Annotated in this window: 24 protein-coding genes and 1 tRNA gene; 13 read left to right on the top strand and 12 right to left on the bottom strand. The window is 61.8% G+C overall.

Translation table 11 applies throughout. The features are described from left to right. Window positions 1-82: 82 nt before the first annotated feature. Together hisA and ACR0CU_RS02250 are read left to right on the top strand one after the other, a co-directional pair. Entirely contained in the window at window positions 83-805 is a 723-nt protein-coding gene (gene hisA / locus ACR0CU_RS02255; protein WP_170444889.1) for a 1-(5-phosphoribosyl)-5-[(5-phosphoribosylamino)methylideneamino]imidazole-4-carboxamide isomerase, read from the top strand. Window positions 806-809: 4 nt separating this feature from the next. Next, on the top strand, window positions 810-1,292 hold the full coding sequence (locus ACR0CU_RS02250) for a DUF2867 domain-containing protein (RefSeq protein WP_170444886.1): 483 nt from the start codon (window positions 810-812) through the stop codon (window positions 1,290-1,292). A gap of 6 nt (window positions 1,293-1,298) precedes the next feature. On the opposite strand, the gene ACR0CU_RS02245 is transcribed toward ACR0CU_RS02250, so the two are convergent. Further along, a complete protein-coding gene (locus tag ACR0CU_RS02245) occupies window positions 1,299-1,745 on the bottom strand; it encodes a DUF302 domain-containing protein (RefSeq protein ID WP_390895973.1) in 447 nt (148 codons plus the stop codon). Between the two features lie 117 nt (window positions 1,746-1,862). Here ACR0CU_RS02245 and hisF point away from each other — a divergent pair, with 117 nt between their 5' ends. The 3 genes from hisF (at window position 1,863) to ACR0CU_RS02230 (ending at window position 3,599) form a co-directional block, all read left to right on the top strand. After that, on the top strand, window positions 1,863-2,624 hold the full coding sequence (hisF, locus tag ACR0CU_RS02240) for an imidazole glycerol phosphate synthase subunit HisF (protein ID WP_170444883.1): 762 nt from the start codon (window positions 1,863-1,865) through the stop codon (window positions 2,622-2,624). Then, window positions 2,621-2,938 carry a phosphoribosyl-ATP diphosphatase gene (locus tag ACR0CU_RS02235; RefSeq protein WP_170444880.1) on the top strand — a complete coding sequence of 106 codons (318 nt, stop codon included), beginning with the start codon at window positions 2,621-2,623 and terminating at the stop codon, window positions 2,936-2,938. The genes hisF and ACR0CU_RS02235 overlap by 4 nt, the downstream gene beginning before the upstream one ends. A gap of 85 nt (window positions 2,939-3,023) precedes the next feature. Beyond that, the gene (locus tag ACR0CU_RS02230) at window positions 3,024-3,599 is read left to right on the top strand and encodes a hypothetical protein (protein ID WP_244952321.1); all 576 of its coding nucleotides are present in this window, start codon (window positions 3,024-3,026) and stop codon (window positions 3,597-3,599) included. A 4-nt stretch (window positions 3,600-3,603) separates the two neighbouring features. On the opposite strand, the gene ACR0CU_RS02225 is transcribed toward ACR0CU_RS02230, so the two are convergent. The 3 genes from ACR0CU_RS02225 to rlmB all read right to left on the bottom strand — a co-directional run bounded on the left by ACR0CU_RS02225 (window position 3,604) and on the right by rlmB (window position 5,894). Continuing rightward, window positions 3,604-4,074, bottom strand: a complete 471-nt coding sequence (locus ACR0CU_RS02225) for a CoA-binding protein (protein WP_170436722.1) — start codon at window positions 4,072-4,074, stop codon at window positions 3,604-3,606. Window positions 4,075-4,275: 201 nt separating this feature from the next. Further along, window positions 4,276-4,728, bottom strand: coding sequence for a YHS domain-containing (seleno)protein (locus tag ACR0CU_RS02220; RefSeq protein WP_170357262.1), 453 nt, complete (start codon window positions 4,726-4,728; stop codon window positions 4,276-4,278). A gap of 392 nt (window positions 4,729-5,120) precedes the next feature. Continuing rightward, the gene (rlmB, locus tag ACR0CU_RS02215) at window positions 5,121-5,894 is read right to left on the bottom strand and encodes a 23S rRNA (guanosine(2251)-2'-O)-methyltransferase RlmB (protein ID WP_170365706.1); all 774 of its coding nucleotides are present in this window, start codon (window positions 5,892-5,894) and stop codon (window positions 5,121-5,123) included. A gap of 116 nt (window positions 5,895-6,010) precedes the next feature. Here rlmB and ACR0CU_RS02210 point away from each other — a divergent pair. The 6 genes from ACR0CU_RS02210 to ACR0CU_RS02185 all read left to right on the top strand — a co-directional run bounded on the left by ACR0CU_RS02210 (window position 6,011) and on the right by ACR0CU_RS02185 (window position 11,749). Continuing rightward, window positions 6,011-6,094 (top strand) — tRNA-Tyr (locus tag ACR0CU_RS02210). A 430-nt stretch (window positions 6,095-6,524) separates the two neighbouring features. Beyond that, window positions 6,525-7,871 carry a substrate-binding protein gene (locus ACR0CU_RS02205; RefSeq protein ID WP_093964815.1) on the top strand — a complete coding sequence of 449 codons (1,347 nt, stop codon included), beginning with the start codon at window positions 6,525-6,527 and terminating at the stop codon, window positions 7,869-7,871. A 104-nt stretch (window positions 7,872-7,975) separates the two neighbouring features. Then, complete coding sequence (locus ACR0CU_RS02200) at window positions 7,976-9,007, top strand: branched-chain amino acid ABC transporter permease (RefSeq protein WP_170340251.1); 1,032 nt, start codon at window positions 7,976-7,978, stop codon at window positions 9,005-9,007. A 3-nt stretch (window positions 9,008-9,010) separates the two neighbouring features. Beyond that, window positions 9,011-10,216: a branched-chain amino acid ABC transporter permease gene (locus ACR0CU_RS02195; protein ID WP_093964813.1), complete on the top strand. Its 1,206-nt coding sequence runs from the start codon at window positions 9,011-9,013 to the stop codon at window positions 10,214-10,216. Window positions 10,217-10,228: 12 nt separating this feature from the next. Beyond that, entirely contained in the window at window positions 10,229-10,984 is a 756-nt protein-coding gene (locus tag ACR0CU_RS02190) for an ABC transporter ATP-binding protein (RefSeq protein WP_093964812.1), read from the top strand. 9 nt (window positions 10,985-10,993) lie between these two features. Continuing rightward, a complete protein-coding gene (locus ACR0CU_RS02185) occupies window positions 10,994-11,749 on the top strand; it encodes an ABC transporter ATP-binding protein (protein WP_093964811.1) in 756 nt (251 codons plus the stop codon). 6 nt (window positions 11,750-11,755) lie between these two features. On the opposite strand, the gene ACR0CU_RS02180 is transcribed toward ACR0CU_RS02185, so the two are convergent. The 7 genes from ACR0CU_RS02180 to ACR0CU_RS02150 form a co-directional block, all read right to left on the bottom strand. Further along, window positions 11,756-12,877: an alanine racemase gene (locus ACR0CU_RS02180; RefSeq protein ID WP_170444877.1), complete on the bottom strand. Its 1,122-nt coding sequence runs from the start codon at window positions 12,875-12,877 to the stop codon at window positions 11,756-11,758. Continuing rightward, window positions 12,874-14,121 (bottom strand): D-arabinono-1,4-lactone oxidase, encoded by a 1,248-nt coding sequence (locus ACR0CU_RS02175; protein ID WP_170444874.1) that lies wholly within the window; start codon window positions 14,119-14,121, stop codon window positions 12,874-12,876. The genes ACR0CU_RS02180 and ACR0CU_RS02175 overlap by 4 nt, the downstream gene beginning before the upstream one ends. A gap of 90 nt (window positions 14,122-14,211) precedes the next feature. Continuing rightward, entirely contained in the window at window positions 14,212-14,733 is a 522-nt protein-coding gene (locus ACR0CU_RS02170) for a DUF2478 domain-containing protein (RefSeq protein WP_170438689.1), read from the bottom strand. A gap of 71 nt (window positions 14,734-14,804) precedes the next feature. Further along, a complete protein-coding gene (locus ACR0CU_RS02165) occupies window positions 14,805-15,470 on the bottom strand; it encodes an NnrU family protein (protein WP_170444871.1) in 666 nt (221 codons plus the stop codon). Between the two features lie 105 nt (window positions 15,471-15,575). Then, complete coding sequence (locus tag ACR0CU_RS02160) at window positions 15,576-17,642, bottom strand: ABC transporter permease (RefSeq protein WP_480642368.1); 2,067 nt, start codon at window positions 17,640-17,642, stop codon at window positions 15,576-15,578. Next, window positions 17,639-18,691, bottom strand: a complete 1,053-nt coding sequence (locus tag ACR0CU_RS02155) for a betaine/proline/choline family ABC transporter ATP-binding protein (RefSeq protein ID WP_170444865.1) — start codon at window positions 18,689-18,691, stop codon at window positions 17,639-17,641. Before ACR0CU_RS02155 ends, ACR0CU_RS02160 begins: the two co-directional genes overlap by 4 nt. 9 nt (window positions 18,692-18,700) lie before the next feature. Continuing rightward, complete coding sequence (locus ACR0CU_RS02150; RefSeq protein ID WP_170390986.1) at window positions 18,701-19,651, bottom strand: ABC transporter substrate-binding protein; 951 nt, start codon at window positions 19,649-19,651, stop codon at window positions 18,701-18,703. Between the two features lie 397 nt (window positions 19,652-20,048). Between ACR0CU_RS02150 and ACR0CU_RS02145 the strand changes: the two genes are divergently transcribed. Together ACR0CU_RS02145 and ACR0CU_RS02140 are read left to right on the top strand one after the other, a co-directional pair. Continuing rightward, a complete protein-coding gene (locus tag ACR0CU_RS02145; protein ID WP_170444862.1) occupies window positions 20,049-20,711 on the top strand; it encodes a DNA-3-methyladenine glycosylase I in 663 nt (220 codons plus the stop codon). A gap of 40 nt (window positions 20,712-20,751) precedes the next feature. Beyond that, a complete protein-coding gene (locus ACR0CU_RS02140; protein WP_170340237.1) occupies window positions 20,752-21,438 on the top strand; it encodes a hypothetical protein in 687 nt (228 codons plus the stop codon). Between the two features lie 3 nt (window positions 21,439-21,441). Here ACR0CU_RS02140 and ACR0CU_RS02135 read toward each other — a convergent pair whose 3' ends face one another. Further along, a complete protein-coding gene (locus ACR0CU_RS02135; RefSeq protein WP_170444860.1) occupies window positions 21,442-21,846 on the bottom strand; it encodes a c-type cytochrome in 405 nt (134 codons plus the stop codon). Window positions 21,847-21,917 lie beyond the last annotated feature (71 nt).

Raw genomic sequence — 21,917 nt, 5'->3', positions numbered from 1 at the left:
ATTGACTTTGCGTCGCGTTGCATCCCCTGCCCCGCCTGTGCCATATCCCGCGCCAGTACCAGTCACGAAAAGGCCGCCCGACATGATCCTCTATCCCGCTATCGACCTGAAAGACGGCCAGGCCGTGCGCCTTCTGCGCGGCGAGATGGACAAGGCCACGGTCTTCAACGAAGACCCCGCCGCCCAGGCTCGCGCCTTTGTCGAAGCCGGCTGCGAATGGCTGCATCTGGTGGACCTGAACGGCGCTTTCGCCGGGGAACCCGTGAACGGCGCCCCGGTCGAGGCGATCCTGAAATCTTGCGACGTGCCGGCCCAGCTGGGCGGCGGCATCCGCGACATGGCCACCATCGAGACCTGGCTGGACAAAGGGCTGGCCCGGGTGATTCTGGGCACGGTTGCGGTGGAAAACCCCGATCTGGTCCGTCAGGCAGCCAAGGCCTTTCCCGGCCAGGTCGCCGTCGGCATCGACGCACGCAACGGACGCGTAGCCACCAAGGGTTGGGCCGAGGAAACCGACGTGATGGTGACCGACCTGGCGCGCAGCTTCGAAGACGCGGGCGTGGCAGCGATCATCTACACCGACATCAACCGCGACGGCGCGATGCAAGGCCCCAATGTCGAGGCCACGGCCGATTTGGCCCGGGCAGTCTCGATCCCGGTGATCGCCAGCGGCGGGGTCAGCTCGCTGGACGACCTGATTGCCCTGCGCGACTGCGGCGCAAATTTGAACGGCGCGATTTCAGGCCGCGCGCTCTATGACGGCGCGCTGGATCTGCGCGAAGCTCTGGCGGCTTTGAAGGGTTAGGGTATTGCAAGCGGTCCGCAAACAGGTTCTGCCCGAGCAGTCTGAATTGTGGTCGCTGTACACTCCGGGTGATTTCGTTGATGGGTACTCGGTCCAAAGCGACCTTGCACCGTTTGACGCAATGAAAATCGGTCTGACCATGCCGGGGTGGGTGAAGATCCTGATGGGAATCCGGAACGCAATCGTTGCCCCATTCGGCTTGAAGGGAGGCAAGCACTTGAACTCCGACAATGGCTCGCCCGACGCAGGCACCAGCGCGGTTTTTCCCGTGACCAATAGGGATGAGACAGAGGTCATCGTGGGAATCGATGACCGCCATCTGGATTTCCGCATCGCCGTGCATCGCGACAAAGACCGCATAATCATGGCAACCTGGGTGCGGACTCACAATCGTTTGGGACGGATCTATTTGACGGTGATCATGCCCTTTCACATTCTGATCGTGCGCAATTGCATGAAACGGATCGCGCGCGCCTCTCGGGTATGACGCCGATCAGTTGGCTGCGGCATCCGTAAGCTTGCTCAACGCACCGCGCATCTTGTCGATCACCGGGGATTTTTCCACCGCATCAAGCTCGTCCATGGTTTCCTTGGGATCCTCGTAGGCCAACCAGACCTGGCCGTCGGCATCCTCATAGGCCTGCACCTTGAGCGGAAGGAACAATCCCGCACGCGGGTCGATCTGCATGGCTGGCGTTCCCAGGGCCGGGTTTCCAAAGATCAACACCTGATTGGGCGGTATCGTCATGTCGACCTTGTGCGCACCGGCCGCGTGGTCAACGCGGGCAAACACGGTCGCGCCCGCATTTTCGACGGCGGCCTGCAGCGCGTCGATGGCCTCGGTCACGGATTTGTCGGTGGGAACCTTGATGATGTCGTCAGCCATCGCCCAAGTCGCACCGGACAGAATGAAAGCGGTTGTAAGAAACAAGTTGCGCATGGTTTTCACCTCCTGCTGAAATCCGCTTCAGTTTCACGAGGTTCCGGGCGCAGGACAATCACAACTCTGGCATCGGCGGGGCTTTGCCGGTAGAGGTGCGGCAACAAAGGACAAACCATGCTGAAAACCCGCATCATTCCCTGTCTGGATGTCGCCGATGGCCGCGTGGTCAAGGGCGTGAATTTCGTGGGCCTGCGCGACGCGGGCGATCCGGTGGAATCGGCCAAGGCCTATGACGCCGCCGGCGCTGACGAGATCTGCTTTCTCGACATCCACGCCACCCACGAAAACCGCGGCACCATGTTCGACGTGGTTCAGCGCACGGCCGAGCAGTGCTTCGTACCGTTGACGGTGGGTGGCGGCGTGCGCACCAAGGAAGACGTGCGCGCGCTGCTGCTGGCCGGGGCCGACAAGGTCAGCTTCAACTCGGCCGCCGTGGCGAACCCCGACGTGATCGCCGAGGCTGCCGACCAGTTCGGCAGCCAGTGCATCGTCTGCGCCATCGACGCCAAAACCGTCAGCCCCGGCAAATGGGAGATCTTCACCCACGGCGGACGCAAACCCACCGGCATCGACGCCGTCGAATTCGCCAAGACCGTCGTCGCCACGGGCGCGGGTGAGATTCTGCTGACCTCGATGGACCGCGACGGCACAAAGGCGGGGTTCAACATTCCGCTCACCCGCGCGATCTCGGACGCGGTCGACGTGCCGGTGATCGCCTCGGGCGGCGTGGGCAATCTGGATCATTTGGTCGAAGGCGTGACCGAAGGCGGAGCCAGCGCGGTGCTTGCGGCCTCGATCTTTCACTTCGGCGAATACACGATCCGCGAGGCCAAAGAGCACATGGCATCCGCGGGTATCCCCATGAGGCTGACATGAGCATACTGAACGAGCTGGCCGCCACGATCGCATCCCGCAAGGACGCGGACCCCGAATCAAGCTGGACCGCCAAGCTGCTGTCCAAAGGCCCCGAGAAATGCGCCGAGAAGTTTGGCGAAGAGGCCGTGGAGGCGATCATCGAAGCCGTGAAGGGTGACCGCGACCGGCTGACATCCGAGGTCGCCGATGTGCTGTATCACCTGCTGGTCATGCTGGCCGCGCGCGACGTGGCGCTGGAAGACGTTCTGGCCGAGCTTGCCAGGCGGCAGGGCACCAGCGGCATCGCCGAAAAGGCCGCACGCGACCGGGGCTGAGACCCGGCTTTCACCAATAGCGTCCGCGCCCTATACTGATTGACCGAAGCGCCTGCCGGGCGCAGGGGCGACGAGGGACACAGGCATGTTCAAACCCATGATCTGGGCACTGACGACGCTGGCCATTCTGGGGCTTGGCGCATGCTCATCCGCGCCGCCCGCTCGCAGCGACGACGTCGCGCGGCTTGCAGCCCAGATCCAGGCGCTGGGGCCCGAGGTCGACCCGGAAGAGGCCCAGCGCGCGGCCCGCGTCACCTATGCCTATACCGCGCAGCTGGCGCAGGAATACCAGATCACAGACCCCCCTCTGATCCATAACGCCAAGGTCAACAAAGGGCTGCGCCCGCGCGGGCTGTGCTGGCACTGGGCCGAAGACATCGAACGGCGCTTGAAGCAGGAGAACTTTCGCACGCTGACCCTGCACCGCGCGATCGCCAACGCCGACAACCCGTTCCGAATCGATCACAGCACGGCAATAATCAGCCGACGCGGTGATTCGATGTACGACGGTGTCGTTCTGGACCCATGGCGTTATGGAGGGGTCCTGTTTTGGAGTCCATTGCGCGAGGACACACGCTATGACTGGGTCCCGCGCGACATCGTGCTGGAGAAACGGCGGCAAGAGCAGCTTGCGGAAATCAACGCCGTTGCGGTGAACTGAGCGGTCAGAGTTTTGATGAGATGATGCCGGTGGCGAACCCGCCCATGCGCAGCTCGCCGAACAGGCGCTGATATTCGATCTTGGGGCAGCGATTCATGACGACATCGACACCGCGCGCCTGCGCCACCGCCGCGGCCTCGGCGTTTTCAACACCGATCTGCATCCAGATCGTGCGCAGGTCGGAAAATGCAGCCAGCGCTTCATCCACGATCGGAGGAACGGCTTCGGACCTGCGAAAAATATCTACCATGTCAACGGGTTCACTGATTTCGGACAACGAAGCCCGAACGGTTTCACCAAAAAGTTCGGCTCCGGCATGGCCGGGATTGACCGGAATCACCCTGTACCCCTTGAGCGACAGATAGCGCGCAACATAGTAGCTGGGCCGCACCGGGTTCATCGACACGCCAACGACCGCAACCACCTTGGTGCGTTTCAGGACGGATCTGAGGAAGTCATCGGAATACTCAGTCATGGCTGCAGCCTAGCCGTGACTTGGAAAAGAAAAAAGCGCCCAAGGATACCTTGGGCGCCAGTTGTTGGAACGAGGGACAGTGAAATGACCCGCGGCAGTTCCGTTCCGCGGTCACTGTGACATTTAGGCATGAGTTTCGGAAAAAAAAGAGGTCGCGCGCATTTTTGTGGTGACACGAGCGGATAAGCGGAAATCTGCCTGTCAACCGTACAGGATCGCCGGCCAGTTTTTCTCGGCTTTCTGGATGAAGCCGGTCGTGTCCGTCAGCCACATCCTTTCGATCTCGAGGGAATGCGTCAGATACAGCCTGCCGCCTACGATTTTCCACGCCATCGGGTCCGTGCTGGTGAGCTCGCCATAGGCCATGGCATAGGCGCAATATCCGCCGAACCTCGGCGCGTAGGCACGCGGATTAAGTTCGAACGCCTCTCGGTTCTCCTGCGAGGCAAACCGCCAGGTAGCGCCCTTCCACATCACCGCAATGTCGGGTCGCCCTTGAACCGGGCCGCCATCTCGAAAATAGCTGACCGCGTCATAACCGGTAATGGCCGCACCTTTTGCGGAGTAGAATACCGGGGCGGTCTGCGCCCGCAATGTCAGCGGACAAGCGATTGAAAAGGTAAGACCGGCAAGTACGGATCGTCGGGATAGCATCAGATTTCACGGGTTGTGTTTTACAGACGCTATAAGATGCAACTTTTGACGCGCCGCGAAACCCATTTGACGCAGTTGTGAAGGGTCGTGTCGGAAAGGGCTCAGTCGAACACGTCCTCGATCACATCCCAAGCTTCGTCCAGAACGCGCGAGAAAAGGCCTTTTTTCCTTTTCTTGTAGCTCTTCTTTTTGGGCTTTTGCATTGGAATGCTGTGTCGCGGCTGTGGATCCGAAGCCTTTTTTACAGGGATCATCTTCAGGTTATGCAACGGGGCACCGCAACTGGAACAGCAGAGTTCGTGCCGCTGGCGCCCCTTGAGGACCAGCGCCGCGCGGGTTCCGCAGTAGCAGCACGTAGCAATCTTGGATGGGGCGGGAATGGGTCTCTCCTCTCAATGCGGCTGAGAAGCATATAGGGCAATCGCCGCGGCATTTGAGACGTTCAGCGATCCGAAACCGCCCGCTGCGTCAATTTTGACAAGCATATCCACCGTTTCCTTGGTCTTTTGCCGCAACCCCGGCCCCTCGGCGCCCAGAACCAGCGCAACCGGCCGATCGCGCTTGCCCTCCAAAGCGGCCTCGATGGTCTGTTCGGCCTCACCATCCAAGCCCAGAACCAGGAACCCCATATTCTGCAACTCGACGATCGCATCAGCCAGGTTACGCACCCGCAGATAGGGCTGGCGTTCCAACGCACCGCTGGCGGTCTTGGCCAGCGCACCGGTTTCCGGCGCCGAGTGGTGGCGCGTGCCGATGACCGCGCTGGCGCCAAGAACCTCGGCCGAGCGCAGAATCGCGCCCACATTGTGCGGATCGGTCACGCGGTCCAACAGCAGCACCCGAGGGTTTTCGCGCCCGATGCAATTCTCGGCCAGACCGCCCCATTCCAGCGGCTTGACTTCAAGCGCCGCGCCTTGGTGCACCGAGCCCGAGTCGATTGGCGCGTTGAATTTTCGCGGATCGACGAGCTCAGCCTGCATGCCCGATTCCGCGATCGCATCCGCCAGCTTGTCCTGTGCGTTGCGGGTCACGATCAGGCGCAGTTTCTGCCGTTTGGGGTTCATCAACGCATCACGCACGGCGTGCAATCCGAACAACCAAACGGTTTCGGAAGCCGCCGCTTTGCGCGCCTGCTCTTTCTCGATCACCCACTTCGGTTTCTTCATTTTACTGGCCTCCGGGCCGGGAACAATGTTTCCTGCGCCAAAGCGGAATTTTCCTGTTGACGCTCCTTTTGAGCGCTAGTAATCACGCCTCCACGTCAGGTGCAACGCCTGACAGTGGGCGACAGGCCGCAAGGTGTGGCAGGGGACTGTAACTCCCTCGCGGAGACGCACGCCTGGTTCGATTCCAGGGTCGCCCACCATTTTCTTCCGCAAATCAGAACACAGATGGATATTGCACACCGGATTTGTCCAGGTGGTCCCTTGCGTTTGCCCTCGATTCTGCGAGGAAATTCAGGCAAAGGTTGAGTGCCCGGAGATCATGCGATGCCCCGAGCATCAACGGCCGGACATCGGACGGCGTGGGACTGGCGGTTGCGTCGAGACACCCGATGCTTGTATCGAAACGGGATTTTCTGACTCATCCTTTCTAATGAGCAGCTTATCATCTTCCAGTTCCAAAAATTTACAAATTCATAAATCAAAGAGTTCAAGAATTTACAAAATAATATTTCATTTCTAGGGACTTGTTGGGGAATTTTCATTCTGCCCCTCATACTTGCCCTGCGCAGGTTGCGTTTTACCCGACGGAAGAGGAGCCCGAGGGCGTAGCCTGCTAATTGGGAGGAATTCATGTCAAACAAATCTGTCACGCGTCGCGGCGTGCTGAAGTCTGGTGCCGTCACAAGCGCCGGTCTGGCATTGCCGACGATCTTCACGGCCTCGTCGGCCGCGGCTTATACCAACGAACCCACTGGCGGATCAGTCACGCTGGGCTTCAACGTGCCGCAGACCGGCCCCTATGCCGAAGAAGGCAATGACGAACTGCTGGCGCAGCAGCTGGCGGTCGAGCATCTGAATGGTGAAGGCGACGGCGGCTGCCTGAACACCTTCACGTCGAAGGCGCTGAAAGGGAACGGCATCCTTGGCAAGAAGGTCGAGTTCGTCACCGGCGACACGCAGACCAAGTCCGACGCTGCCCGTGCATCGGCTAAGTCGATGATCGAAAAAGACGGCGCGATCATGATCAACGGCGGTTCGTCCTCGGGCGTGGCCGTGGCCGTTCAGGGCCTCTGCCAGGAGGCGGGCGTGATCTTCATGGCCGGCCTGACGCACGCCAACGACACTACCGGCAAGGACAAGAAGGCGAACGGCTTCCGTCACTTCTTCAACGCCTACATGTCGGGTGCCGCTCTGGCGCCGGTGCTGGCCAAGGAGATGGGTACCGAACGCCGCGCCTATCACCTGACCGCCGACTACAACTGGGGCTGGACCCAGGAAGAGTCGATCGTGGCGTCGACCGAGGCGATGGGCTGGGAGACGGTCAACACCGTCAAGACCCCGCTGGCCTCGACCGACTTCTCGTCCTACATCGCGCCGGTTCTGAACTCGGGCGCGGACGTGCTGGTTCTGAACCACTACGGCGGCAACATGGTCAACTCGCTGACCAACGCGATCCAGTTCGGTCTGCTGGACAAGGTCGTAAACGGCAAGGACTTCAAGATCGTCGTTCCGCTGTACTCGGAACTGATGGCCGCCGGCGCTGGCGAGAACATCAAAGGCGTTCTGGGTTCGATGAACTGGAACTGGCAGCTGCAGGATGAGGGCACCAAGGCCTTCGTGAAGTCCTTCGGCGAGAAGTACGGCAAGCCGCCGTCGAACTCGGCTCAGACTTGCTATGCCCAGGTACTGCTGTACGCGGATGCCTGCGAGCGCGCAGGCACCTTCAACCCGTGCGGCGTGGTCGAAGCTCTCGAGGACTTCGAGTTCGACGGTCTGGGCAACGGCCCGACCTGGTATCGCGGTGCCGACCACCAGTGCTTCAAGGATGTGCTGGTCGTGCGCGGCAACGAAAACCCGACCAACGCCTATGACACGCTGGAGATCGTCGAGATCACTCCGCGGGCGCAGGTCGAGTACGATCCGGATCACCCGATGTTCGCCGGCGGCGAACTGGGCAAGTGCAACCCGGGCGCGTAACCCCGACACTCGGTTTTTCGCAAGAAAACCCCTGAGTCCTCAAAACGGCTCTCTCCGGTCAGACGACCGGGGAGAGCTGCCGGGACCAGTCAAAGGTAAGGACAATGGACGCAATCCTACTGCAAATTCTGAACGGGCTGGACAAGGGCTCGGCCTATGCGCTGATCGCGCTGGGGTTGACGCTGATCTTCGGCACGCTCGGCGTGGTGAACTTTGCCCACGGGGCCCTGTTCATGATCGGCGCCTTCTGTGCCGTCACGCTTCAGAAGATCTTCAACCTCAGCTACGAGGTGGTCGACGAAACCCAAACAGACTTTCTGGGCAACCCGCTGAAGGTGAAGACCCCCTATGTCGAAAGCTGGTTCGGCCCCGAACTGGGCGCGACCATCATCGACTGGTCCGTGCCACTGGCCATCCTGTTTGCCATCCCGATCATGTTGATGGTCGGCTACGTGATGGAACGCGGCCTGATCAAGCATTTCTACAAGCGTCCCCATGCAGATCAGATCCTTGTGACCTTCGGCCTGGCCATCGTTCTGCAAGAGATCATCAAGTATTTCTTCGGCGCCAACCCGATCCAGACCCCGCCGCCTGCGGCACTGAGCGGGTCCGTCGATCTGGGCGTGGCGCTGGGGTTCGATCCCAACGCGATCATCTATCCGATCTGGCGTCTGGTCTATTTCCTGTTCGCGGTCGTGATCATCGGGGGCGTGTTCTCGTTCCTGCAGTTCACCACCTTCGGCATGGTCGTGCGCGCCGGAATGGCCGACCGGGAGACCGTGGGCCTTCTGGGCATCAACATCGACCGGCGGTTCACCATCATGTTCGGGATCGCCGCCGCGGTGGCCGGTCTGGCAGGCGTAATGTACGGCCCGCTGAACCCGCCCAACTATCACATGGGCATGGATTTCCTTGTGCTCAGCTTCGTGGTCGTCGTGGTCGGCGGCATGGGCTCGCTGCCCGGCGCCGTTCTGGCCGGGTTCCTTCTGGGCATCCTTGAAAGCTTTGCCTCGACCACCTGGGCGACCACCACGATCCCGGGCATCAACCAGATCATCATCTACCTTGTCGCCATCATCGTTCTTCTGACCCGTCCGCGGGGTCTGATGGGCCGCAAAGGCGTGATGGAGGAATAACCCATGCTGGGACTAAACAAAAAAGACACAAGCCTGCTGATCGTCGTCGCAATCCTGACGCTGCTGGCCCCCTTCATCCTGAACCCCTTCCCCACTGACAGCGCCATGGCGCAGTTCAACGCGGGCTATCCGGACCTGATGCAGCGGTTCGTGATCTTCGGCATCTTTGCCATCGGGTTCAACATTCTGTTCGGCCTGACCGGATACCTGTCCTTCGGCCACGCGGCCTTTCTTGGGGTGGGTTCCTACTCGGCCGTCTGGATGTTCAAGCTGCTCAGCTACAACGTCATCCCGGCCATCGCGCTGAGCGTCGTGGTCGCAGGGCTGTTCTCGGTGCTGATCGGCTATGTCAGCCTGCGTCGGTCGGGGATCTACTTCTCGATCCTGACGCTGGCCTTCGCGCAGATGAGCTTTGCGCTGGCCTATTCGGTGCTGTCGAACCCCAAGTTCAACCTGACCAACGGGGAAACCGGCCTGCAGGTCTATGCCGACGACCCGCAGATCCTGCAGGGGGCCAATGCGCCCGATTTGCCGCATCTGTTCGGACTGCCGATGCGCGCGACCTACACGATGGATGTGGGCGCGTGGAGCTTTGACTTCAACGCGGGCTACTATCTGTGCGCAGTGATCATGATGGTGGTGTTCTACCTGGCGATCCGCATCTTCCGCTCGCCCTTCGGCATGATGCTGCGGGCGGTGAAGTCGAACCAGCAGCGGATGAACTATACCGGGCTGAACTCCAAGCCCTACACTCTGGCCGCTTTCGTGATCTCGGGCATGTATGCCGGTCTGGCCGGTGGCCTGATGGCGGCGATGGACCCGCTGGCCGGAGCTGAACGGATGCAGTGGACCGCCTCGGGCGAGGTCGTTCTGATGACCATCCTGGGCGGCACCGGTACTCTAATCGGGCCGGTTCTGGGCGCGGGTTTCATCAAGTATTTCGAGAACATCTTCTCGAAGATCAACGACAACGTGCTGCACAGCTGGTTCGCGTTCCTGCCTGACGGGCTTGAGGACGCGGTGGTGTTCATCATCCACCCGTTCATCGGCAAGGGCTGGCACCTGACCCTGGGCATCCTGTTCATGCTGGTGGTTATCTACCTGCCCGGCGGGCTGGTCGAGGGCGGTCAGCGGTTGCTGAACTGGATCCGCCGCAAAAGCGTTGGCGGGGATGACACCCGCGAGGGCAAAACCGAGCCGGCAGAATAAGGAAACGCGTCAATGGCAATTCTGAAAGTAAAAGATGTCAGCAAGCGCTTCGGCGGCCTCAAGGCCCTGACGGACGTGAACCTGAGCGTCGAGGAAAACTCGGTCCATGCGATCATCGGCCCCAACGGGGCGGGCAAGTCCACCCTGCTGAACTGCCTGGTGGGCAAACTGATCCCGGATACCGGTTCGGTCTTGTTCGACAACCAGTCGGTGCTGGGGCGCGAGCCGTACCAGATCAACCAGATGGGCATCAGCCGGGTTTTCCAGACACCCGAGATCTTTGGCGAGCTGACCGTGATGGAAAACATGCTGATCCCGATCTTCGCGATGCGCGACGGGGCATTCCGCATGCACGCCTACGAAACCATCGCCAACGAAAAAGAGGTGGTGGAACAGGCCGAGGCCATGCTGGAAGAGATGAACATGGCCGACAAGCGGCACATGCATTCAGCCTCGCTGTCGCGCGGCGACAAGCGGCGGCTCGAGATCGGCATGTGCCTCAGCCAGAAGCCGCGCCTGCTGCTGCTGGACGAGCCTACGGCCGGCATGGCACGGGCCGACACCAACAACACCATCGACCTGCTGAAACAGATCAAGGATGAACGCGACATCACCATCGCGATCATCGAGCACGACATGCATGTGGTGTTCAGCCTGGCCGAGCGGATCACCGTTCTGGCGCAGGGCACGCCGCTGGTCGAGGACACCCCCGAAAACATCCGCGGAAACCCCAAGGTCCGAGAGGCCTATCTGGGCGAGGCGGCGTGAGGAAAAGCTATGAACGAGAAACCTGACTTTTCGAAAAACGCCAACATGGCCAGCACCGCGCCCGCGTTTCTGTCGGTGTGGGACATGCATTCGTATTATGGCGAAAGCTACATCGTCCAAGGCGTCAGCTTCAACGTCCACGAGGGCGAGATCCTGGCCCTGCTGGGGCGGAACGGGGCCGGAAAGACTTCGACCCTGCGCTCGATCGCGCGCGTGGGCGAGCCCGAGGTGCGCCACGGCGAAATCTGGCTGGACCACAAGCCACTGCACAACATGACCAGTTACGAGGCCGCCGCGGCCGGGTTGGGCCTTGTGCCCGAGGATCGGCGGATCATCCCCGGCCTGACGGTCGAGGAGAACCTGCAGCTGGCCCAGATCGCCCCGCCGATCGGCTGGTCGCTGGAACGGATCTACGAGCTGTTCCCGCGTCTGGGCGAACGGCGCAAGCAAGAAGGTGTGACCCTTTCGGGCGGCGAACAGCAGATGCTGTCCATCGCCCGTGCGTTGGCCCGGGACATCAAGGTGCTGCTGCTGGACGAACCCTACGAGGGGCTGGCCCCGGTGATCGTGGACGAGATCGAAAAGACGCTGATCCACATCAAGCAGCAGGGCATGACCACCATCATCGTCGAACAGAACGCGGTGCGCGCGCTGCAACTGGCCGACCGGGCAATCATTCTGGACACCGGCTGCATCGTGTTTGACGGCACCGCCGACGAAGTGCTGGAAAACACCCAGCTGCGCGAGGAATATCTGGCGATCTGACCCGCGTCAGTTGGGCAGGCAGGCCCATTCGGCCACGACCCGCCCCTGCCGCAGTGCCAGAACCGTGCCGAACTGGTTCAAAACCGCTTCACTCTGACTGGGGCGCAGCAAGGCGATATCGCCGGGCTGCGCCCTGGTTGTTTTGGGACCCACCCAGACCTCTTGATTGCTTGATCGCCCGAACACGCCGGAATAACCGAAACCTTCCGGCCAAACGGGGCTGGCCAGGTAATGTCCGCCGGAAATGGCGAGGTTGGTCCGGTGCAGTCCGGGCAGGTCGATCCCCGGCACCGGGTTGCGCGGCATCACTTTGAGGATCGGCGAGGCCAGGAACAGGGCAGGCAGAAACGCCCCGGTCGATGCATGGTCAAAATCCGAAGGCTTCACTAGAACCGACCCAAAGGCGACCTCGGTCGCCAGGCTCCGCGTGGCCGGGTCCTGAAAGGTCAGGCTGCCACCAGTGTTCAGGCACAGCCCCTGCGCCCCCTGCCCGAGTGCAGCGACCGCCCGTTCATATGCTTTCGCACTGGCTCGCCGCGCGCGGCGTCGGAGCAGCGCAGGCAGTTTGGCCAGATGCACCTCGTACCCCATCACGCCCGACAGTGTGACATGGGCGCGATCCGCGATCCGTGCCGCGACGCCTGCGACCTGATCGGGGGTCAACCCGCCGCGATGCAGGCCCACGTCGATCTCGAGCGACAGGCGCAGGGTTTGGCCCGTGTCAGCGGCAAGCGACAGATATGCGTCCAGCCGCTGTGGCGTGTCGATCAGCCACTGCACCCGCCGGGCAGCGTCAGGATGCGTCTCAAGAATCCGCCGGGCGGCCGTCACCGGCAGCGGCTTGCCCAGCAGGTGATCGGTTTCCGGCTCGGCGGCCAGCAGGGCCGACAACATGGGTTCGGAAAAGCTCATCAGGCCCGATGTCGGAATCCGGGCGCGGATATGGTCCAGCAGAGGCAGGCACGGCAGCGATTTGGCCACCAACCGGACCTGCAGGCCGTGGCCCAACCCCGCGCGGGCAGCGTCACAATTCGCCTCGACCCGGTCCAGATCGACGACGGCAACCGGCCGATCGACACCATGATCGCGTAGCGCTTGAGCGAGATGTTCAAGATACTCTGCAGTCATGGGCGAAACATCCGGGCCAGCGCGGGTGTCAGGAACTTGCCCTTTGGGTCCAGCCGTTCACGCAATGTGCAGAATGCATCGAAATCGGGATAGAGGCGCGACAGATCGGAATAGGTCAGGCTGTGCAACTTGCCCCAATGGGGGCGGCCGCCGGCCTGCAGGAACAGCGGCTCCATCGCCTCGAAATAGCGCAGATGGCCTTCCTTCGCATCGGTGTGGATGGCGACCGATACCCGCGGGCCACCCCGGAACGGTGACAGGCAGCCGTCGTCGCCTGCGGTCTGCCGCACCTCGATCGGGAAATAGATGTCGGCGTGGTCACGCTCCAACCGTCGGATCAGCTCTGACAGCACGTCACGGGCGTTTTCCGGCGGCAGGTGGTATTCCATTTCCTTGAACCGGATATGCCGGTCGCTGCACAACACACGCCAGCTTTCGCCAGTGTAGTCCTCGTCGGATTGGGCCAAGGTCAGCAGACGCAGCAGGGCGCGCCGCAAACCGGGGCTGAGCCGGCCCGCATTGCGCGCCAGCTTCAGAACCTTGACGGCGATCATGTCCAGATCGCGCGGCGCGCGGGTCTCGGTCGCGTCGGTTATGTCATGCCGGATTTCAACGGTCTTGCCGGTGAAGGGGATGTAGAAGAACTCGAAATTCCTGTTTTCGTCCCAATGCTGGTGCATGCGCTCCAGTGTGTCCTGCAGGTCTGACAGACGCACCCGGCGGCGCAGGTTGTATTTCGGCACGACGTTGATCTGCGCCTCGGTCACGATGCCCAGCATCCCCAACGATACCTGCACCATGTTCAGTGGAATGTCGTCGGTGGTCAGGGTCTGTCCGTCAGCGCCGATCAGCCGGGCTGCAGTGATCTCGGCAGACAGGCACGGCAGGGTGCGCCCGGTGCCGTGGGTTGCCGTGGCCGCCGCGCCGGCCAGAGTCTGCACGTTGATATCACCCAAGTTGCGGAAGGCCGTGCCGTGCCGGGCCAATGCCGGTGACAGATCGCGCAGCCGGGCATTGGCGTTGACCCAGGCCCGCCCGTCGTCGACCCTTGTTACGGCGGGCAGGTCCAAGGCGGTCAGGTCAATGATCTGTTGCGCCCCTGGAACCAGCGGTGTGAAGGAATGCCCTGCCCCGACCGGACGCAGGGTTTCGGCCGAGGCGATCAGTTGCTGTAGGTCTTCGGTCGTGATCGGCCGCTTGGGCCGTATTTGGCTTGTCTGGTTGCCTGCCCAGTTCTGCCACATGGCTGATCCTCCTCCCATCCGGGGCAGAGGATTGCAGCCGGGGCGACAGGGAACAAGCCCGGTTTTCAGGACGTTACGTCGGGAAAGCAGTTATTCGGCCGCAGGCCGCAGGTTGGCGACGCTGTCGAACCAGGCCTCGATGGTGTCCAAATCGGGTTCAAGCGACTGCGCAGAACCATCGGTGAAATCCACGAACTTGTCACGGTTCAGGCCGTTGACCCCGACCAGCACCGGGATATCCAGCGCCAGCGCTTCGGCGATGACGGGGCGGAACCCGCGGCCATCGGCCTCGTGCTTGCCGAACTTGTTGACGATCAGCAGTTGCGGACGGTCGGCCAGCGAAGCAGTCACATAGCCCACCGCATGCTCCAACGCGGCGGGGTCCAACCGGCACCCGCGCGATTGGCTGCCCAGCGATTGCGAGATACGGATGGTCTCGCCATCCGGCAGCACGCGCAGGTCCATGTCGCATTTGCTGCTGTCGGCGCATTCGGTGTTGGTCTGAACCACACCGGCCAGACGGGCGCCCTTGGCCAGCAGACGTTCGGCTACCGCGCTCAGCAGGCGGTCGGTTGCGCCGCGATCGGTGGTGGTGACGTAGGCCAAGTGCATCGGCAGACCTTTCTGGGTTTCATCTTGTTGTTTCAATTAGCACGCATGGGGCGCCCCTTCCAGCACCCGCATCAAGGCAGCGGAGACACTCCGATCACCGGCGCGTGCATGTGCAACAGCGCGGCATAGGCCAGCCCAGCCACCAACCAGACCAAAGGCCTCGGCCAGGGGCTTGGCGATCGCAGCGAAAGGCGTGCCGTGTTGCGCGACAAGCGCGGCCAATCGGCCCCCATCTCGCGCGCCTTGCGCCTATCGATCAGGGCCATGCCCATCCATGCGAAACCCGCGAACAGTCCGAACAGAACCACATGCGCTAGGCTGCCATTGGCCAGTAGATGCGCCAGCGCCCACAAAATCATCGCCAGCAGGATCGGGTGGCGGGTGGTGCGCAGGATGCCGGGCTCATCGGGGTTGAACGGGCAGCGCCCCAGGCCGCCGAAGGAAAACGGGTTGGTCGCCGCCAGCCCGGCCACCGCCAGCAAGCAGACGAGGGGCATCACAAGCAACGGCACCCAGCGCAGGATCGCCAGCGGCGGGATGACCTCGACATAGGGCGCTTTGGCCGCGGCCACGATCAGCCAAGCCAAAACCGCCAGCGACAGCGCCGAATAGACTGCGAAATAAGGCCCGCGTCCCATCAACCCGATCAGCCGCCCGCGCACGGCCGGACGCGCCGGAATGGCGTGGCTGAGCAGAAAGATCAGAAGTGCAGCAACATAAGCGCCCCAACCGGCCATGGTCATCTCCGCCTGTTTTGCGCCCGGAATACCGGGGGAAACGGCCCCGGTCCTTGTCCAAAATCAAGTGTGGTCGGGGGCAGCTGCACCGCCCCCGATCCAGGGTTACAGGCCCAACGCCTTGCGGCGTTCTTCGGCAAAGCCCTGAACCATGCGGTCGGCGATCAGCGCCAGGATGGCCATCGCCGCCCCGGCCGAAATGCCCAGCCCCACATCCGCCTGCCCCAGCGCCAGATAGATCGACTGGCCCAGACCGGTCGTGCCGATCAGAGCTGCGATCACCAGCATCGCAAAGGCATAGAGGATCGTCTGGTTCAGCCCCAGCAGGATCGTGGGCGCAGCGTAGGGCGCACGCACGTCGCGCATGATCTGCCACTCGGTCGCGCCGCTCGAGATCGCGGCCTCCATCATCTCGTCCGGGGTGTTGACCAGCCCGTGACGGGTGTAGCGGATCATCGGCACGATCGCATAGGCGCAGATCGCCAAAAAGGCCGAGAATTCGCCGATCTGGAACACCATCAGCACCGGGATCAGGAACACGAACAGGGGGATCGTCTGCAGCATGTCGCAGATCGGGCGCACGATCTTCCAGACCGGCGACCAGACCGCGCTGGCGAGGCCGATCAGCCCGCCGACGACGGCGCAGAAAAACACCGCCGCACCGCTGAGATAAAGCGACAGCAGCGCCCTCTCCCACAGGCCCGAGATCAGGATCGTGCTCAGCAGCGCCACCGACAGCGCCGCCAGACGCCAACCGCCCGCCACCCAGCCCAACGCCGCCGCGCCGGTCAGAACGAAGGGCCATGGCAGGTTCGCGATGCCGGTCTCGAGCATGCCGATCAGGATCAGCGTGACCAGACCGCCAGTCAGGTGCCCACGCCACGCCATCAGCAAGGCGATCACCGCACCGGCCGCAAACAGGCCATAGCTCATGGCCGGGGTCCACTGGAACCCCCAGGTAAAAGGCAAAACCGCCTGATCCAGACCGATCCGCAGCGGCAGCAGCACATAGAACATCGAGTTGTTCTTGAGCGAATCCAGCCACGGTCCGTTATTCTGGGTAAAGGCTGTCAGGCCGCTGTCCACCGCCTGCGCGACCGGATCCAGCAGCGTCAGTTCGGACGGGTTGGGTAGCCGTGCCCAGAACAGCAGCGTGAACAGGACCGCAAAGCCAAGAACCGCCCAGACGACGCGGTTGTCATGGCGCTGGCGTTCAGCGGCGAGCGTGCCGCTCATGCGGTCGATCACCACGGCAAAGACAACGATCACCATGCCGGCCAGCAGAGATTCGCCGAACTGCGCCTTGCGCATGGTCAGCAGGACCTCCCAGCCGATATCGTTGAACCCGCCGATGACCGCAGCGATGATCACCATTGACAGGGCCGCCATCAGACACTGGTTCACACCCACCATGATCTGCGTCGCCGCCGCCGGGATTTCCACCTGGAACAGCTGCTGGAACCGGGTGCCGCCCGACATGATGGCGGCTTCCTTGATCTCGGGCTCCACGCGCTCCAGCCCCAGCATCACGTTTCGCGCCATCGGCGGCGCTGCATAGATGGCCGAGGCGATCAGGCCCACCACGGGGCCAAACCCGAACAGCAGGAGCAACGGTGTCAGATAGGCAAAGGTCGGCACCGTCTGCATGATGTCCAACACCGCCTGAACGGCCGATTTCACCCGCGGCACTTCGTTGGCCAGAATGCCAATTGCACTGCCGACGATCAGCGCGACCGGGACCGAAACGGCCACCAGCGCCAAGGTGTTCATGCTCTCGGCCCAATAACCCGAGGCCAGCACGAAGCTGAGGCCCAGAAAGCCCAGCGCGGCCATGGGCAACCCGCCCAGATACCAGCCGAGTGCCGTCACCAGCCCGATCAGAATTGGCCAGGGCGTATTGCCCAGCACGAAATTGGCCCAGTTCATCGGATAGGCCATAAGGTCGGAAAACAGCCGGGCCGCCGGTTTGATCGCGTTCAGAAGCCAGTCGAGGAAGGCACCCACCCATTGCGTGGCCGGCACCTCCCACGTCGCGGGCCATTTGACGAGCCAGGGCGCGTGCGGCTCAAGCGCCAGACACAGCGCGCCCACGATCAGCGTGATCAGGGCCGCCTGCGCTCCGGCTGTCAGGTGAATCCGAGTGGGTTTGGGAACATCGGCGACGACGGTCATGCGTCATCCACCTGCAGGGCTGCGGCCAGATCCGAGGGGTGCACGGTGCCGACGATCGCGCCGGTTTCGTCATGCACCGGCACGGGCTCGTACAATGCCATACAGCGCGCCAGCGCCGCGTCCAATGTCATCTTTGTTGTCAGGCCAGGGTCATCGGGACCGCGCTCGGCCTCGCCCGCTTGCATGACCGAGGCGACTTTGGCGTGCTGGCCCTTGGCCACGTCCTTTGAGAACTCGCGCACATAGTCGTCGACGGGGCGCAGAACGATATCCGTCGGCGTGCCGATCTGCACAATCTTGCCGTCCCGCATGATTGCGATGCGGTCCGCCAGCTTTAGCGCTTCTTGAATATCATGCGTGATGAAGACGATGGATTTCTTCAGCGTCGCCTGAATGCGCAGGAATTCGTCCTGCAGCTGCCGCCGGATCAACGGGTCCAAGGCCGAGAACGGCTCGTCCAAGAACCAGATGTCGGGGTTTACTGCCAAAGACCGGGCGATGCCCACGCGCTGACGCTGACCGCCCGAAAGCTGCCGAGGAAAGCTGTCCTCGCGGCCCTCAAGCCCCACCAGCGAAATGACTTCCTGCGCGCGGGCCAGACGTTCTTTGCGGCCCACACCCTGCACGCGTAGCGGATAGGCGACGTTCTCTGCCACCGTCATGTGCGGGAACAGTCCGAAATGTTGGAACACCATGCCCAGTTTCTTGCGGCGCAGTTCGGTCAGCTGCTTCTTCGGGGCACCCATCACGTTGTCGCCGTCGATGCGGATCTCGCCACCCGTTCCGGGCAACAGTTGCGAGATGCAGCGGATCAGGGTCGACTTGCCGGACCCCGACAGACCCATGATGACGAACAATTCACCATCGCGGACTTCGAAATTTGCATCCTGAACAGCCGGGATGAACCCCTGTCCGCGCAAATCGGCGGCGGCCTTGTCGGCGTCGTTCCCTGACCGAGACAACGCGTCGGTCAGGGCTTTTTCTGCGCCTTGGCCAAAAACCTGCCAGAGAGACTGGCAGGCAATGGCTGGCGTATTCGCGTCAGTCACTTAGGTGGCTCACTTCGTTGCCGCGTCCACGACCGGACGCCACTTGTCTTCGTTGTCCGCCATCCAGGCCGCGACAACCTCTTCGACCTTGCCGCCGTCGACATCGATCGCACCCATCATCGGCTGCTGGTCTTCGACCGCCAGTTGATAGTTGCTCAGGATTTCATAGGCGGCAGGCCACTTGTCCGCCAGACCGCTCCAACCGGCTTTGAAGATCCGCGAGGGCGAGAAATCGCAGTCATTGACGGCATTGGGGTTTGGCCCCCAGGCCGGATCGTTGAAGCAGGCGTCCTCACCCGGCGGCAACTCAACGAATTTCACATCATAGGCCGACATGGCCCAATGCGGTTGCCAGAAGGTGATCAGCAGAGGCGATTTGCGTTCGGTCGAAGCGCGGAGTTCGGCAATCAGCGCGCCCTCGGACCCGGCAGGAATAGCCTTGAACGGCAGTTCAAGCCCGACCATGCGGTCTGCCCCGGGCGTACCCCAGTCAGCCGGATAGTCGACCAGGCGTCCCATCGGCAGGGTCTCAGCCGTCGCAAAGTTTTGCGCGCAGTCCTTCAGCGCTTCCCACGCGGGCAGACCCGGGCACAGGTCGGCGACATGGGCCGGATATGCGATGCCTTCCTTCGCATCGAGGCCAAGGTCGCCGATTTCGACCACGGTGCCCTCTTCGACTTTCTTGGCGTATTCGTCCGACACGTTCGACGACCAGATCTCGAGCGTGGCATCGATGTCCCCGTCAGCCAGCGCCTGGAACTGGTTCAACATGCCCGCGGTGACGAATTCGACCTGGTAACCGGCGGCCTTGAGCATCTCTGCAGCGACATGCGTGGTGACGTGCTGGCCCGTCCACTCGTTGATCGCCAGTTTGATCGGCTCGTCCACCGCGCCCATGTCAGCCGCGTGCGCGGCGCCAGCGACCATGATCGCCAGAAGGCTTACATTCAGTTTTTTCATGGATTTTCTCCCTGTTTCTTTGTTTTGCCCACCCCGGCGGAAACATGCCCGCCGGCTGACTTGTCTAACGACAATACCATGTCGCAACATGCACAAATTTGGCCGGAAAAGGAAAGCGAACAGTTCGCGTCATTCCCAATAATCGGCCTTGGTACCGCATTTCATTCCCCTTGCGCCCTCGTGTCGTGGGGCGGCTTGCCCGAGGTTTCGCGGACCGGACATTGATTGACGAGTCAATCACAAACCCAATTGGGGTCGTTTGTCGAGTATTTCTTGTGACGATGGGGCAAATTCCTGATTTTCCGACTGTTTTGCCCAAATGGCAGACCATACTCGGCCGCCGCCCTTGCATTGAGTGGAACAAATTGGCAACATTTGGCGCGAAGGGAGCTTTGCGATGCACCATTTCGATGAGATCTATGGGCTGGCGGCCGACCGGCACGGCGGACCGCACGCGCTTGAAGACAAACTGTCCAAGCCCAAATCCGCCGAGGAATTGGCCGCCCTGCCAGAGGATCGGTGGCTTTCGACAATCACAAAATGCATCTTTCAGGCTGGCTTCAATTGGAAAGTCATCGAGGCCAAGTGGGACGGTTTCGAGGCGGCCTTTGACGGGTTCGACGTCGGGCGCTGCGCCTTCATGGATGATGAGAAATTCGACGCGCTGTTGCAGGACACGCGCATCGTGCGCAACGGAACCAAGATCGCCACCGTACGCGACAACGCAGCGTTTCTTATGGAACTCCGCACGGAAGGCGGCGTTGGCAAAGTGTTGGGCGGCTGGCCATCGACCGACTATGTCGGACTTTTGGACATGCTCGCAAAACGTGGTTCTCGGTTGGGCGGGGCTTCAGCGCAGTATGCGATGCGTTTTGCCGGCAGAGACAGCTTTATCCTGTCACGCGACGTAACCGCCCGTTTGATCGCCGAAGGCGTCATCGACAAGCCAGCCACCTCCAAGAAAGCGATGGCTGCGGTACAGGACGCCTTCAACACCTGGATGCGTCAATCCGGCAGGTCGTTGACCGAAATCAGCCGGGTGCTTGCGATGAGCCTCTAGAATCGCTTGCGACCGAACCACAGCGGGCTAGGGTTTGGTCATGGTCCGGTTGATTTCGATCCTGCTTTTTCTTGCTCTGTTGTCCTGCGGTCGCCCTCTGACCGAGAACGAGCGCGCCTTTGCAAGCAAGGTTCAAGGCGAAACGCTGGATCTTGACCGGGTTCGGCTGGTCGAAGGCGCGCCGGTCGCCTCCATCACCTACGAACGAAAAGCCAGACCGAGGCTGGCTTGCCGCGAGCGTATCCTGCCGCCGGTCAAGGACGAGATCGTAACCGGAAAACCGGCGGCGATCGCGCTGTTCAACCGGGTATACTTCACCAAGGACTGGTATCTTGACGACTACATGGCGCGGTACCCCGACCAGATGAACCTTGTGGCCGCCATGATCTTTGCCCATGAACTGACCCATGTCTGGCAATGGCAGAACAGGAAAACCACCGGCTATCACCCGTTGCGGGCGGCTGCCGAACATGGTGGCCGCAAGGATCCTTACCTGTTCGATCTGGATAACTCGGCCGATTTTCTGGACTACGGGTTTGAACAGCAGGGCGCCATCGTCGAGGAATATGTCTGCTGCCGCGCATTGGATCCGGACGCCCCGCGGACCCAGCGTTTGCATGACATGCTGGCCAAGCATTTCGACCCGGAAAAACTGCCGGGTGCCCGGCGAGAAAGCGACGTGGTCATCCCTTGGAGCGGCGCCAAGGTGGAAGGCATCTGCCGATGAGGTTCACTTGCCTTGCAAGGTCTTTAGATACGCGACCAGATCGGCAATCGGCTTGCTGGTCAGGATCGGCTGGCCGGCATCTGTCTTGATGGCGGTGTCCTGCCCTTCGAAATATGGCCCGTAGACCGGCATTGGACTGCCATGGCTGACCAGAGGATCACGGCCGTCTATCCGCTGCACCACACGCGCGGTCGGAAATTTAACGCCCGCGTCCCCAAGCGTCTTCAGATTGGTAGGTTGGATCAACAGCACGCCGGCCATTGGCCCATGTCCAGTCGCATCCAGTCCATGACAGGTGGCGCAATGGTGCAGGTAAAGCTGCTCCCCGGTTTCGGCATCCTGGGCTTCAGCACCTGTGGCGGATATCGTACCCGCCATGGCCAAGGCCGTAAACGTCAAAAGTTTCATTGCGTTCCTCCGCTCTAACGCCAAAAGCAGGGTTGCCCGAACCGTTACGACCCGCAATGATCCAGATCAAC

This window comes from Ruegeria sp. BC2 (assembly GCF_056539245.1).
Note: the sequence above shows the minus strand (reverse complement) of the source record. Positions and strands in the feature narration are given on the sequence as shown.

Bases quoted from the DNA above. Each gene is read 5' to 3' on its own strand.
- hisA (WP_170444889.1), top strand. From the start codon at position 83: ATGATCCTCTATCCCGCTATCGACCTGAAAGACGGCCAGGCCGTGCGC.
- ACR0CU_RS02245 (WP_390895973.1), bottom strand. From the start codon at position 1,745: ATGCGCAACTTGTTTCTTACAACCGCTTTCATTCTGTCCGGTGCGACT.
- hisF (WP_170444883.1), top strand. From the start codon at position 1,863: ATGCTGAAAACCCGCATCATTCCCTGTCTGGATGTCGCCGATGGCCGC.
- ACR0CU_RS02235 (WP_170444880.1), top strand. From the start codon at position 2,621: ATGAGCATACTGAACGAGCTGGCCGCCACGATCGCATCCCGCAAGGAC.
- ACR0CU_RS02230 (WP_244952321.1), top strand. From the start codon at position 3,024: ATGTTCAAACCCATGATCTGGGCACTGACGACGCTGGCCATTCTGGGG.
- ACR0CU_RS02225 (WP_170436722.1), bottom strand. From the start codon at position 4,074: ATGACTGAGTATTCCGATGACTTCCTCAGATCCGTCCTGAAACGCACC.
- ACR0CU_RS02220 (WP_170357262.1), bottom strand. From the start codon at position 4,728: ATGCTATCCCGACGATCCGTACTTGCCGGTCTTACCTTTTCAATCGCT.
- rlmB (WP_170365706.1), bottom strand. From the start codon at position 5,894: ATGAAGAAACCGAAGTGGGTGATCGAGAAAGAGCAGGCGCGCAAAGCG.
- ACR0CU_RS02205 (WP_093964815.1), top strand. From the start codon at position 6,525: ATGTCAAACAAATCTGTCACGCGTCGCGGCGTGCTGAAGTCTGGTGCC.
- ACR0CU_RS02200 (WP_170340251.1), top strand. From the start codon at position 7,976: ATGGACGCAATCCTACTGCAAATTCTGAACGGGCTGGACAAGGGCTCG.
- ACR0CU_RS02195 (WP_093964813.1), top strand. From the start codon at position 9,011: ATGCTGGGACTAAACAAAAAAGACACAAGCCTGCTGATCGTCGTCGCA.
- ACR0CU_RS02190 (WP_093964812.1), top strand. From the start codon at position 10,229: ATGGCAATTCTGAAAGTAAAAGATGTCAGCAAGCGCTTCGGCGGCCTC.
- ACR0CU_RS02185 (WP_093964811.1), top strand. From the start codon at position 10,994: ATGAACGAGAAACCTGACTTTTCGAAAAACGCCAACATGGCCAGCACC.
- ACR0CU_RS02180 (WP_170444877.1), bottom strand. From the start codon at position 12,877: ATGACTGCAGAGTATCTTGAACATCTCGCTCAAGCGCTACGCGATCAT.
- ACR0CU_RS02175 (WP_170444874.1), bottom strand. From the start codon at position 14,121: ATGTGGCAGAACTGGGCAGGCAACCAGACAAGCCAAATACGGCCCAAG.
- ACR0CU_RS02170 (WP_170438689.1), bottom strand. From the start codon at position 14,733: ATGCACTTGGCCTACGTCACCACCACCGATCGCGGCGCAACCGACCGC.
- ACR0CU_RS02165 (WP_170444871.1), bottom strand. From the start codon at position 15,470: ATGGCCGGTTGGGGCGCTTATGTTGCTGCACTTCTGATCTTTCTGCTC.
- ACR0CU_RS02160 (WP_480642368.1), bottom strand. From the start codon at position 17,642: ATGACCGTCGTCGCCGATGTTCCCAAACCCACTCGGATTCACCTGACA.
- ACR0CU_RS02150 (WP_170390986.1), bottom strand. From the start codon at position 19,651: ATGAAAAAACTGAATGTAAGCCTTCTGGCGATCATGGTCGCTGGCGCC.
- ACR0CU_RS02145 (WP_170444862.1), top strand. From the start codon at position 20,049: ATGCACCATTTCGATGAGATCTATGGGCTGGCGGCCGACCGGCACGGC.
- ACR0CU_RS02140 (WP_170340237.1), top strand. From the start codon at position 20,752: ATGGTCCGGTTGATTTCGATCCTGCTTTTTCTTGCTCTGTTGTCCTGC.
- ACR0CU_RS02135 (WP_170444860.1), bottom strand. From the start codon at position 21,846: ATGAAACTTTTGACGTTTACGGCCTTGGCCATGGCGGGTACGATATCC.